Genomic DNA, 11,798 nt, shown 5'->3' with positions numbered 1-11,798 from the left:
TCGTGGCCCTGTTGTCCACGCCGATCGCCACCGCCCTCGGCCGCGGACGTCCCCACATCGTGGCCGCCGCACTCACCGGTGCGGTGATCGTGGTGGTCGCCGACATCGTCGCCTCCGAGGCCCTGGCCACGGTGGACCTGCCCACCGGCGTGGTGACCGGCGCGCTCGGTGCCCCCGCCATGCTCTGGATCCTCCTGCGCTCCCGAAAGGTCGCCTGATGAGTATCACCACCCACGTCACCCCCGGCGCCACGACGATGCCGCACGGTGTCTCAGCCGAGCCTGATCCCGCCTTCCGCCTTCGCGGGCTGACGCTGGGGTACGGGACCGCCCCCGTGATCCGCGACCTGGACCTGGACATTCCCAGCGGTCGTACCACGGTGTTCATCGGGGCCAACGGGTGCGGAAAGTCCACGATCCTCCGGGCTCTGGGCCGACAGCTCGCCCCCCTGGCCGGATCGATCGAGGTGGCCGGGCGGGATCTGGCCGGGGTCAGGGCTCGCGAGCACGCCCGGTCGGTGGCGTTCCTCCCGCAGTCCCCGCTGGTCCCGGAGGGGCTCACCGTGGCCGAGCTTGTGGCGCGCGGGCGCCATCCGCACCGACGCTGGTGGGGGCCCGGGGACCAGGACGAGCCCGCTGTCGCGGAGGCACTGGCACTGACGGGCACGTCGGGCTTCGCCCATCGTCGCGTCGACGAGCTCTCCGGCGGCCAACGGCAGCGGGTATGGGTGGCGCTGGTACTCGCGCAGGCGACTCCGACCCTGCTCCTGGACGAGCCGTGTTCGTTCCTCGATCTGGCTCACCAGATGGACGTGTTGGACCTGGTCCGAGATCTCCCGTTGCCAGCCGGGCACGAGCCGGAACCGGGTATCCCCGTGCCGGGCCGCCGCACGGTGGTCGCGGTCCTGCACGAACTCACCCTGGCCGCCCGCGTGGCCGACCACCTCGTCGCCGTGGCCGAGGGCGGGGTCGTGGCCGCGGGCCCGCCCGACCAGGTGATCAACCCCGAGACCCTGCGACGGGTGTTCGACCTGGAAGCCGACATCATCAGCGACCCGCTCACCGGCCAACCGGTGGTGCTGCCGCGAGGGCGACGAAAGGGGACAGCATGACAGCGATGGCCGTGGAGGCTCCGATCCTCGTCGCGCAGACCAGGGTGGTCCGGGTACGTGCGCTGGGGGAGTCGTTCCTCCGATTGGTGTTGGCCGGCCCGGACCTGACCAGGTGGTCGCGGGAGGTGGTGGACCCGGGGACGGTGCGCGACGCGTACTTCAAGGTGTTCGTCCCCCCGCCGGTCGGGCAGGGGATCGTCCCCGACCCGGACGGCATCCGCGACTGGCTGGCCCTGCCCGAGGAGGACCGTGGGTGGATGCGGACCTACACCGTGCGTCGGGCCGACACGATGACCCTCGACGGCGCGCAGGTCCCCGCACTGACCGTGGACGTGGTGGTCCATCCCGGAGCGGACGAGGGACCGGGGTCGGGGTGGGCTCGGTCGGTCCGGGCCGGGGACACCGTGCACATCGCCGGCCCGGGGCTCGGACACGCACCGTGGGCGGCGTGGAACCCGGGGGCCGCAGGTCGGGTCGTGTGTGCGGGAGACGAGACCGCGGCGCCGGCCCTGTTGTCGATCGCCGGAGAGCTCGCCGCGGAACCGCGCGGGGTGAGGGACGTCCGCGTCGTGATCGAGGTGCCGACCTCGGCCGACGTGGTCGCGCTGTCGGCCGAGGCGCCCGAGTCGGTCACGATCCTGGCGAGGTCCGGCGAGCGGGGGCACTCGCTGGTACACCACCTGGCCGGAGTGTTGGGCGTGGGTCAGGAGTGCGTCGAGTCGGTCCTCGACGGACGCCGCCCCGCCGAGCGGGAGTGGCAGACCGCCACCACGATCTCCGCCGGGGATCCCTACGTGTTCCTGGCCGGGGAGGCATCACTGGTCCGGGCGATGCGACGGCTCGCCGTCGACGGGGCGGGGATGCCCAAGCGGGCCGTGTCGTTCATGGGGTACTGGCGCCGGGGCGCAGCCGAGTCGTGACTCGAAGCGACCGTTCAGGTCGCCTCCGGGCCCTCGTCGGGCGCGGGATACGATGGGTGTCGTAGGGCGCCGAGCAGGCGCGGATACCGCGATCCGGGCAGCCGGTTGCCGACCGGATCGAAGTGCAGGTTCTCGTCGTCGTCCTCCCAGGTGTCGACCGACAGTCGACCGAGGGTCGCCCACCTGCCCAGCGGGGTGGCGTGCTGGAGCGTCCACGTGCCGCCGTCGCCCGTGGGGATCGCGGCCAGCAACAACTGGCGGCCCGCGATCCGCACGGGGAACATCGACGTCATGGTGCGGCCGGTCGTCCGCCATCCCGCGGTGAGCACATATCGGGTCAGCGGACCCATGCCCGTGCTGGCGAGCAGGATGTCCACCGGACCGTCCGCGTGGACGCGGATGGCCATGCCGCCGATGTCGGGGACGATGTCCGGCAGACCCACGGCGCGCGAGAACCGGACCGTCGCGGGCCACCTGCCCGTGATGTCCAGGAGCGGCGAACCCGTCCGTCCCACCCCGGTGACGCTCAGAGTCGCGTGCGCGACGACGCCCCGGGGGTGTAGTGCCTTGGGGCGGACCAGACGCGTCACGGCCGCCGCGACCCCGAGTGTCGAGCCGACCATTCCGGCGACGGGCGTCGGGCGCAGGGCCAGCTCCGTGGACGGCGTCACAGACGGCTCAGTGGCCAGCCGCGTGGACGGCGTGGTGGGCGACTCGGCGGACGCCCCCGGTCGGGTGCGGTCGGGAACGCGGACGGACCTGGCGCGGGCGGTTCTCCGATGGGTGCGGGGCATGATCGCCACGATACGCAGACGCGCCTCGCACACGGCCGCGCACCGGACAGTGCTCGACCCCCCGACCGCGCCTCGCCTCTCTCGCCCGCCCCGCCGATCTCGATTCGCCGAGTGGTCGATTCCGCTCACGTTCCCCCTGGGCGGATTCTTCTGGGCGGAGCATGTGCGACCACTCGCCGAGGAGGGCGGGCCTGGCCACGGAAAGACCCGGGTCGGGGAGGTCAGTCGTCGACTCCGCGGGCCGCCAACGCGTCGCCGAGCTGGTCGGCCGTCGTGAGCGCTCCGAGCACCGTCGGTACCACCAGCGCCCGGATCGACATGCCCAGCCCGCGGGCCCTGCGGGCCTCGGTCACCTGTCTCAACTGCCGGGCGAGCAGGGGGATCGCTCGGATCGTCAGCACCAATACGAGCGCCATCCGATCCGGTGAGATCCCGACGTGCCGCAGTGGCCGGGCGGCCCGGGTGACCGCGTCGAGCATGTCCGAGACCCTGGTGGTCAGCGCGACCAGACCCGCGACGGCGACCGCCACGAGCAGCGCGCCGCTCACCCGGATCGCGGTGTCGAGGTCGGCGACGATCCACTGCAGCACCAGGATCGCGATCAGCATCGGCAGCACGGGACGAACCTGGTCCCAGGCCGCGCCCGGACGAATCCGCCCGACCGCGTAGAGCGCAGCGGCGAACCCCAGTGCGGGCAGGACGTGCCAGGCCTGGCGCACTGACAGTGACACCGCGAGGATCAGGGCGCAGACCAGGAGGATCTTCACCCCCGCCGGCAGACGGTGGAGCAACGAATCGCCGGGCTGGTAGGTGGCGAACACCTAGATCTCCGAGCCCGAGCCCGAGCCCGAGCCCGAGCCCGAGCCCGAGCCCGAGCGCAACGCGATCCGGCGGTACCCGGACAGCGCGGCCGCGGGGGCGTCGTCGATCACCACCCGCCCACCGTCCACCACCAGCACACGGTCGAAGTCGGCGACCAGCCCCAGGTCGTGGGTCACCACCACGAGTTGTTGGGAGAGACCCGCGAAGGTCTCGGCCACCAGCGCGCGGTTGCGCAGGTCGAGCAGGGTGGTGGGTTCGTCGGCCACGATCACCGAGGGCTCGATCACCAACACCGCCGCCAGGGCGAGGAGTTGCTTCTGGCCGCCGGACAGCAGGTGGCAGGGGTGATCGGCGTGGTCGGAGAGGTTGTAGGTGGCGAGCACCTGCTCGACCCGTCGTCGTCGATCCTCGCGGCTCAGGCCCGACCGGCGCAGGGAGAAGTCGACGTCCTCCGCCACGGTGGGCATGACGATCTGGGTGTCGGGATCGGTGAAGCAGAAGCCGACCCGGCGGCGGACCCGGGCGCCTTTGCGGCGGGTGTCGAGGCCGTCGACGGTCACCGTGCCCGAGGAGGGGACCACCAGACCGTTGATCATCCGCGCGAGCGTCGACTTGCCGCCACCGTTGACGCCGACGATCCCGATACGCCTCTCGGTCAACACCAGATCGATGTCGGTGAGGACTGACCTGTCGCCGTAGGAGTGGGAGACCCCGTCGAACCGGATCTGGGCGCCGCGGTGGTCGGCCGCCGGGGTCCGGGACGCACGGGGGCCCGACTCACGAGGGCCGGTCACGCGGGGGTCGGACGCTGCCCACGCAGCGGAGCGATCAGACCGGGCCGCGCCTTGTGGACCTGGACGGCGACGACGGCGGTGACGACCGCCTTGACCAGGTCGCCGGGGACGAAGACGCCGTTCGCCGCGATCGCGGCCGTCAGTGTCAGCTCGGTGCGGATGAGCATGCCCACCACGCCGAAGGCGTAGATGACCACGATGCCACCGAGGATGTTGATGAGCAACCCGGGGATCAGACGGTAGCGGGGCATCATCAGGGCGGTGAGAAGCCCGATCACGACGACGGCCGGGAGCCAGCCGAGGAGGAACCCCGCGGTGGGGCTCGCCAGCGCGGTCAGAGTGGTGCGGCCGCCGGCGAGGACGGGGAGCGCGAGACCGATGACGATGACCGCGAGCACCGAGAGCAGACCCTTGCGCCAGCCCAGCAGCGCGCCGGCGAGCATGACGCCGAGCGTCTGCAGCGTGATCGGAACGCCCGCGGAGCCGATGCTGATCTGCCCGGGCAGGCCGAGGACGACGATGAGGGCGGCGAACACCGCGATCTGGGCGAGATCTCGGGTTGCGCTCCGGGCCGGGGCCTGATCGATGGAGGTGCTCACGTGGACTTCCTTGTCACCTGGAGAGTGGATCGACACTGTACGCCGTTCATTGTTGTCCCTGACCCGCCGATTCGCGTCATCGGGGTGGGAGGCTCCGCGTGTTCGGGCGCGGGCCCGGCCGGATTGGCTTAGAGTGATCTGCATCACATCTTTTGGTTCGGGGGGCCAGTGACGACTCGATCCCAGCGCGTCTTCGGCGAGGTCATCGCCGCATTCCTCGTGGCCGTCCTGGCCTTCGTCCACCTGCCGGCTCACGTCAGCGCGCAACCCTTTGCCGTCTACCTGGACGTCGTGGCCGACAATCCGCACGGTGAGTCGGCGGGAGGCTTCTCCACCTCCATGACCACCGACCGCGAGGAGCTGGCCGCGGCGCTCGCCGTGGTGCGCGCCGCGGGCGTCGCACCGGAGCGATACGCGACCCTCACGCGCCAGTACTGGCTGGCGGTCGGTGCTCAGAACGCGGGGATCGACCTCGCCGAGTGGGAGCCGGCCCGGGGGCTGGAGGCGAACCTGGAGACGGTCGACAAGGTGTACGTGAACTACCTGCGGCTGTACAACTCCCACGACGGTTTCTGGTGGACCGGGATGGCCGGGCTGGCCGGGATGTCGTTCGCCGCCGGGTTCTGGGACCTCGACGAGGTGGGGGGCGTGCTCAGCGTGCCCGGGCTGCACGAGGTGGGGACCGGGGTCGGTGACGCGCTGAGTGGAGTGCCGTGGGAGCTGGCGGCCGGGATGCCGCGCGATGTGCGACTGCTGGCCACGGCGGGCCCGACTCTCACGCGCGCCGACGTGGACTGGTACCTGCACCGGCTGCTGATCATGCAGCGCAACATCTTCATGGACATGATCCCGATGCACGAGGCCTACCTGGCAGGGGGGTTGCCGGCGGTCAGGGAGCTCGCGGCGGGCGGGGCGTATGACCAGTACGCGCTCGAGGCCTGGCGGAGGCTCGACGAGGGCTCACCGGAGGGCAGGTCGGAGGCGCTGCTGCGGATGGCGTCGCGGGAGCAGAACCAGATCATCGCCGACCAGTGGGACGCGACGGCGGCCGGCCGAGGGGACGTCGGTCGGGTGCTCACCTACGTCACCACGGTGGGCGGCTCCCCCGATATCCCCGGGGCCTCCACTCTGGGTGGTTTTCGCCCGCTGTCGGTGCGCGCGGATGTCAACGGCCGGCCGACGGTGCTGCACACCCCGCTTCCCGCGTTCAACTGGGCCGATAGGGAGCCACGCTGGGAGTACATCGAGCAGGATCTCGTGCCGGCGTTCCGGTCGCTCGTGCGCGACCGGCCGGCGGAGGCACCGGGCTACCTGGACGTGGACTTCCGGCCGCGGGCCGAGCAGAACCGGATCCTCGCGCGGCTGCCGGTGTTCGCCGGGCAGATGACGACGGGGTGGGCGATCGGGTCGGGGTGAGGCGCGACCCGTCGGAGGCGACCCCGTCGCCGTGCCACCTCACCGGTCACCCGGGCCGATCGATCAGGGCGTCCACCGCGCTGAGAACCTCGTCCAGTGGCCGCCCGCCCTCGATGAGTTCGGAGGCCTTGAACGTCACGGCCATGACCAGCTCGGTCGTCAACTGTGGATCGGAGCGGGAGGACTCGGCGAGCGACTCGCGCAGTGGGGTGGTCATCTCGGTGTGCATCCGGGTCAGCCGCTCCCGTGCCGGACCGTCGGGGAGCTGCGCGGCCAGCGCGGTGAGGATCGCGTGGTCACCGGCGGCGACCAGATCCAGGGTGGTGTGCACGTAGGCCACGACCCCCCGACGGCCGCCGCCCGCGTCACGCACTGCTCCCGTGACGGTGTCGATCCACCGTGGCATGAGATCCTCCGCCACGGCGACGACCAACTCCGCGCGCGAGGAGAAGTAAGTGTAGAAGTTCGACCGTGTCATGCCCGCCCGGGTGGTCAGCTCGTTGATGTCGGGAGGGGTACCGGGGGCCTCGGAGAGCATCGACCGGGCCGCGTCGAGCAGGGCCCGACGCTTGGCGTCCCGGTGTTCGCCCACGGTGGGGGCGTCGATACGTGGAATGTCGGTCTCCCGTCACCTTCTCGGCGGAGGCCCGATCATACGTGTCCTTCAGGTCACACGTGCGCGTGCAGCCGGCCGTCGACCATCTCCAGGACCCGGTCGCAGTGTTCGAGGATCTCGTGGTCGTGTGTGACCAGAACCGTCGCGACGCCGTTCTGATGGGTCTCCTCCGCGAGTAGGCGCACCACGTCGTGGCTGGTCCTGCGGTCCAGCGCCGCGGTGGGTTCGTCCACGAGCAGCAGATCGGGCGAGGACATCAGGGCGCGGGCGATGCCCACCCGCTGACGCTCGCCGCCGGACATGGTGGCCGGGCGGCGGCGCGCGCGGTGGGTCAGACCGACGGCCTCGAGCAGGTGGTCGGGATCGCGACGCCGGGACCGGTCTCCGCCGAGTGTTCGCACGAGCCGGAGTTGGTCGCGCGCGGTGAGAGCGGGCACCAGGTTGCCGGACTGGAACACGAACCCGACGTGGTCGCGCCGGAACCGGGTGAGGTCCCGGCGACCGAGACCGGTGATGTCGCGCCCGCCCACCTCGACGGTGCCGGAGGTCGGGGACAGCAGTCCGCCGGCCACGGCCAGGAGGCTCGATTTGCCGGCTCCGGAGGGGCCGACCACGGCCAATACCTCACCACGGGCCACCTCGACGTCGACACCGTCCAGTGCGTAGAGGGTCTGGTCGCCGTCCCGGAAGGTCAACTCGACGCCATTCAGGCGAAGGCCCGGGGCGGAGGCGTCGCCGGTGCGTGTGGTGGTGGTCATCGGTTCTCTCCCAGTGCGCTGTGCGGGTCGACGGCGGTGATGCGGATGGTGGCGAGGGTGGCACCGACCAGTCCCAGTGCCAGGAGGAGGACGGCTCCGAGTGCGATGGGTCCGGTCTCGAGGGCGAACGGCATGCCGGTGCCCACCAGGAACGACCCCACTCCCACGCCGATGGCCACACCGACCGCGATGGACCCCGCCAGCAGGATGAAGGCCTGCCCGATCGCGTCGCCCAGGAGTCGCACGGTCGAGGCGCCCATGGCGCGCAGGACAGCGATCTCGCGGGATCGCTGGACGGTGAGGATGGCGAAGAACGCACCGACGACCAGCGCTGAGATGGCGTAGAGGAACCAGGTGATCATCGACATCGTCATCATCTCGGCCTGGTATCCGGGCGAGGAGTCGAACGACTCCTCCAGGGTGCGCGCCGAGGTGTCGGCCGCGGCATCGCCGGTGGCCAGGTCGGGCAACTCGCCGTCGACCCCGGCGAGGGCCACGACGCTGTACTCCTCACGGGCGCCGGCGCGCGACTCCTCGCCGAAGCGGGTGCCCGCGTGCACGTCCTGCCACGTGGCCAGGGTGGTGAAGGCCATGTCGACGTGGCCGAAGGTGTGTTGGGCGGCCGCGATGCCGACGACCTCGAGGGGGATCCCCAGTCGGTCGACCGTCACCGTGTCGCCCCGGCCGACGGAATCGGCGGCGGTGGCGCTGATGAGGATCTCCCCGTCGGACTGGGGCGCACGGCCTTCGGCCACCTCGGGAACGAGCGGGCCCTCGGGGTCCGCCCCGATGAGGGTGAGGTCAACCGGGGTCCCGGCGGAGGTCCTGGCGTTGATGATCGACAGTCCCATCGGTGTGGCCACCGATACGTCGGGTCGTGCGGCCCAGGCCTCGACCTGGTCGGGCCCGACCACGGATCGGGTGAACGCCGAGTCGGTGCGGGTCTCGGGAGCGAACGCGACGGCCTGGACGGGCATGCGCTGCAGGCCGGAGACGCCGTCGTTGACCAGTCCCGAGGACAGCCCGGCGAGGAGAACCATGAGGACGCTGATCAAGGCCACGACGGAGCCCATCAGGGTGAATCGGGATCGCGCGAAGGTCAGTTCGCGTAGGGCGAGGAACATGGAGGCCTTCCGGCATCGACATCGGGAACGGAGAATATGCTAACACCATGTCAGTATCATGCTGACATGGTGTCGCGAAGATCTCACCCCGGTGTGGTGGGGGCAGCGCGTCTCCACTGCGGAGAAGGAACACGAGGTGGACGTCCTCGTGGCCATGCCCGGGGCGGGGATCGTGGCGATCGAGCTCAAGGCGCGATCGTGAGCGCGGCCGTCTGATGATCGTCGGCGACGCCGGGCAGAGCGTGGTCCATCGGACCGGTCGGCCGCCCGTCGACCTGGTGCCGCTGGTGCTCGATCACAATCTGCGAAACACGCGTCAGATCGCGAGTGCCTTCCTGCCCCTGGTGGGACAACGGATGGAGCTGCGCGGCGGCTCGGGGCCCGCGGTCCGTTACGTCGAGGTGCCGGAGGGCACTGACGCCGTAGCGGCCGGTGACGACGAGGCCATGCGACTGCTCGACGAGGGCTGGGAACCGCGGGACGTCGCGTTGCTGACCACCGGATCGCGGCACCCGATGCAGGTCGAGGCGCAGGAAAGCGGGAATGACCCCTACTGGGAGACGTTCTGGAGTGGCGAGGACATCGTCTACGGCCACGTGCTCGGGTTCAAGGGCCTGGAGCGCCGCGCCGTGGTGCTGGTGTGCAACCACCACGACGGCATGGACCGGGTCCGCGAGAGGGTGTACGTGGGGCTGTCTCGCGCGACGGATGTCCTGGTGGTGGTGGGTGATCCCGGTGCGCCTGAAGGCGGCAGGTGAGCGCGTGGACGTTGCCGGGGTGCGCGAGCCGAAGGAAAACCACCGCCCGGCCTGGTGTGGGGCCGGGCGGTGGTCAGGTGGCCACGAGAATCGCGGTCAGCTCCCGAGGTCGGCGGAACCTTCGACGATCTCTGCCTGCTCGGCCTTTCGGGCGCCGTGGGAGACGGAGATCTTGCGCGGCTGGGCCTCCTCGGCCACGGGGATCACCAGGCGCAGCACGCCGTCGCTGTAGTCGGCCTCGATCTTGTCGGTCGCCAGGCCCTTGCCCAGGGCGAGCTGCCGGGCGAAGGTGCCCGACTGACGCTCATGCATGAGCCACTGGGCATCACCCTCCGCCGGCGCGCGGCGTTCGGCACGGACGGTGAGGGTGCGGTCCTCCACGTCGATGTCGATGCTGGAGGGATCGACGCCCGGGAGGTCGATGAGGCCCACGAAGCGATCGCCCTCCTTGTACAGGTCCATCGGCAGAGAGGTGGACGCGGTCGCGCTGCGCAGCCCCTCGCCCAGGAGGCGATCGAGCTCACGGAACGGATCGAAACGGGTGGTGGTGGCCATGATGGTCTCCTTCAGGACTGGTCGGGATGCGCCCGGCGTCTCCGGGATCGCACACGGTTCAACTCACCGCCGTAGTTGAGTATTCCCGACTCAGGTCACAAAATGTGGCTTGAGTCGGGTGCACTCAGATCAGCGCGTCGGCTGGCATGAAGGGTAGGAGCCCCGCGAGGGATCCGGCGCCGAGCCCGGCTCCGGAGACTGACCCGGAGGCCGATCCCGAGCCGGGGTCCGCGTCGTCCTCCACGGTGCACTCACCGGCGTCGGAAACGGCGGTACGCAGACCAAACCCTGCGGTGCCCGCGTCGTCGGCCCACAGGAACCGGACCCGCTCGGCGGTGCCGGTGGCGCCTCCCAGGTGGCACTCGACGGTCTCGCGGTGAGAGGCGAAGCCCTCGTTGGCGAGGTTGGGCATGCCGGCCGGCCGGGCGTAGAGGGTGCCGTCGGTGACGAACCCGGTCCCGTCGTAGGTCATCTCGACCGAGCGTCCCTCGCAGACCTCGTCGCACAGCACCCGCAGGACGCCGGACACCTCGTCGTGGTCGAGGGCCATCACGCCCGTGAACGGGGAGGGGTACGTCTGCATCTCGGTCACCGCACCTTCGGCACCCAGCCGCACGAAGTGGATCTTCCCGGTCCCCTCGACGCCCACGGCGAAGGCTCCGCCGAATGCCTCGGGGAGGTACTCGATGGCCTCGAGGCCGGCGTTCGCGCCGATCAGCCCGGTGAGTGAGGTCAGCGAGTACTCGTCCGTGGCGCTGAGCGTGCCGGAATCGCGGCCGGCGGGCAGGACGAAGCGCAGGATCGAGGGGCGACTGGTGCTGCCGGACTCGTTGTCACGCTCGGTGGCCACGTAGATCACGCCGTCCGGACCCACGGTGACGCCTTCGGCATCGGGACGCCCCGAGCCGTCGGGGTACTCCAGGACGAAGGTGCGCGAGAGCGAGTACGTACCGGCGACCGGATCGTAGGCCAGGACGTACAGCGTGCCGGTGCCGTTGTTCACCACGTAGGCGGTGCCGTCGGCCGCGATGTCGACGCCCGACATGTCGTCGTCCTCGGCGAAGGCGCCACCGAGCGCGACGGGGGTGATCGTCAGCGGGTCGAAGGGCCATGGAGACGTGATGACGGGCTGATCCTCGACTGCCGCGACGTTCCGGGCGTTGCGGGTGGGTTCACCGGTCACGGCGAACCCGCCCGTCATGTCGGGGATACGGCCCCAGGTGGTGGGCGAGTGACCCGGCCAGGTGGTGGAGTCGACGATCTCACCGCCCGCGTCCCGGAGGATCACCGAATCGTTGCCGCCGAGCCCGAAGTAGTCCGGGTCCACGTCGGTGTGGACGGACCAGTAGCCACCGGACTCGATGGTGGTCCCCTCGGGGATGACGATCGGATCGTGCGTGGGGTCGTCGTCGATCAGCGTCCAGCCCGAGATATCCACGTCCTGCTCTGTGTCGAGGTTGGCCAGCTCCACCCAGTCGCCCACGGCGTCACCGTTGGACTCGACCTCGTTGATCACCACGCTGGTGGCGGG

General features: G+C 70.7%; 14 protein-coding genes and 1 pseudogene. 6 read left to right on the top strand and 9 right to left on the bottom strand.

Going from position 1 to position 11,798, the window contains the following annotated elements:
* The 3 genes from IY392_RS14715 to IY392_RS14705 all read left to right on the top strand — a co-directional run.
* Window positions 1-218: iron chelate uptake ABC transporter family permease subunit (locus IY392_RS14715; RefSeq protein ID WP_194861607.1), on the top strand; the 218-nt coding region annotated here is incomplete at its 5' end.
* Window positions 218-1,111 (top strand): ABC transporter ATP-binding protein, encoded by an 894-nt coding sequence (locus IY392_RS14710; protein ID WP_375292921.1) that lies wholly within the window; start codon window positions 218-220, stop codon window positions 1,109-1,111. The genes IY392_RS14715 and IY392_RS14710, both read left to right, overlap by 1 nt.
* On the top strand, window positions 1,108-2,031 hold the full coding sequence (locus IY392_RS14705; protein ID WP_228549460.1) for a siderophore-interacting protein: 924 nt from the start codon (window positions 1,108-1,110) through the stop codon (window positions 2,029-2,031). The genes IY392_RS14710 and IY392_RS14705 overlap by 4 nt, the downstream gene beginning before the upstream one ends.
* Before the next feature lie 14 nt (window positions 2,032-2,045).
* On the opposite strand, the gene IY392_RS14700 is transcribed toward IY392_RS14705, so the two are convergent.
* The 4 genes from IY392_RS14700 to IY392_RS14685 form a co-directional block, all read right to left on the bottom strand.
* Window positions 2,046-2,825 (bottom strand): phosphodiesterase, encoded by a 780-nt coding sequence (locus tag IY392_RS14700; protein ID WP_228549459.1) that lies wholly within the window; start codon window positions 2,823-2,825, stop codon window positions 2,046-2,048.
* Between the two features lie 221 nt (window positions 2,826-3,046).
* Window positions 3,047-3,646 carry an energy-coupling factor transporter transmembrane protein EcfT gene (locus IY392_RS14695; RefSeq protein WP_194861606.1) on the bottom strand — a complete coding sequence of 200 codons (600 nt, stop codon included), beginning with the start codon at window positions 3,644-3,646 and terminating at the stop codon, window positions 3,047-3,049.
* The gene (locus tag IY392_RS14690) at window positions 3,647-4,372 is read right to left on the bottom strand and encodes an energy-coupling factor ABC transporter ATP-binding protein (RefSeq protein ID WP_194861608.1); all 726 of its coding nucleotides are present in this window, start codon (window positions 4,370-4,372) and stop codon (window positions 3,647-3,649) included.
* 65 nt (window positions 4,373-4,437) lie between these two features.
* Window positions 4,438-5,040, bottom strand: a complete 603-nt coding sequence (locus IY392_RS14685) for a biotin transporter BioY (RefSeq protein WP_107756266.1) — start codon at window positions 5,038-5,040, stop codon at window positions 4,438-4,440.
* Between the two features lie 168 nt (window positions 5,041-5,208).
* On the opposite strand from IY392_RS14685, the gene IY392_RS14680 reads away from it, so the two are divergent.
* Window positions 5,209-6,456, top strand: coding sequence for a hypothetical protein (locus IY392_RS14680; RefSeq protein ID WP_182612025.1), 1,248 nt, complete (start codon window positions 5,209-5,211; stop codon window positions 6,454-6,456).
* 46 nt (window positions 6,457-6,502) lie between these two features.
* On the opposite strand, the gene IY392_RS14675 is transcribed toward IY392_RS14680, so the two are convergent.
* From IY392_RS14675 to IY392_RS14665, 3 genes are all read right to left on the bottom strand, one after another.
* Window positions 6,503-7,048 (bottom strand): TetR/AcrR family transcriptional regulator, encoded by a 546-nt coding sequence (locus IY392_RS14675; RefSeq protein WP_182612026.1) that lies wholly within the window; start codon window positions 7,046-7,048, stop codon window positions 6,503-6,505.
* A gap of 77 nt (window positions 7,049-7,125) precedes the next feature.
* On the bottom strand, window positions 7,126-7,830 hold the full coding sequence (locus tag IY392_RS14670) for an ABC transporter ATP-binding protein (RefSeq protein WP_107756269.1): 705 nt from the start codon (window positions 7,828-7,830) through the stop codon (window positions 7,126-7,128).
* Window positions 7,827-8,954 carry an FtsX-like permease family protein gene (locus tag IY392_RS14665; RefSeq protein ID WP_194861605.1) on the bottom strand — a complete coding sequence of 376 codons (1,128 nt, stop codon included), beginning with the start codon at window positions 8,952-8,954 and terminating at the stop codon, window positions 7,827-7,829. Before IY392_RS14665 ends, IY392_RS14670 begins: the two co-directional genes overlap by 4 nt.
* Before the next feature lie 58 nt (window positions 8,955-9,012).
* Here IY392_RS14665 and IY392_RS14660 point away from each other — a divergent pair, with 58 nt between their 5' ends.
* The gene (locus tag IY392_RS14660; RefSeq protein WP_156607155.1) at window positions 9,013-9,156 is read left to right on the top strand and encodes a hypothetical protein; all 144 of its coding nucleotides are present in this window, start codon (window positions 9,013-9,015) and stop codon (window positions 9,154-9,156) included.
* Window positions 9,146-9,712: pseudogene (locus IY392_RS14655) on the top strand (nuclease); the annotation flags it as partial. The gene IY392_RS14660 and the pseudogene IY392_RS14655, both read left to right, overlap by 11 nt.
* Window positions 9,713-9,808: 96 nt before the next feature.
* Here the strand turns inward: IY392_RS14655 and IY392_RS14650 are convergent.
* Both IY392_RS14650 and IY392_RS14645 read right to left on the bottom strand, forming a co-directional pair.
* Window positions 9,809-10,267 carry an Hsp20/alpha crystallin family protein gene (locus tag IY392_RS14650; RefSeq protein WP_107756271.1) on the bottom strand — a complete coding sequence of 153 codons (459 nt, stop codon included), beginning with the start codon at window positions 10,265-10,267 and terminating at the stop codon, window positions 9,809-9,811.
* 124 nt (window positions 10,268-10,391) lie between these two features.
* Window positions 10,392-11,798 (bottom strand): lamin tail domain-containing protein (locus IY392_RS14645; RefSeq protein WP_194861604.1); only part of this gene is annotated, 1,407 nt, incomplete at its 5' end.

The sequence above is a fragment of the Dietzia sp. SYD-A1 genome (assembly GCF_015356725.1).
Taxonomy (GTDB): Bacteria; Actinomycetota; Actinomycetes; order Mycobacteriales; family Mycobacteriaceae; genus Dietzia.
Note: the sequence above shows the minus strand (reverse complement) of the source record. Positions and strands in the feature narration are given on the sequence as shown.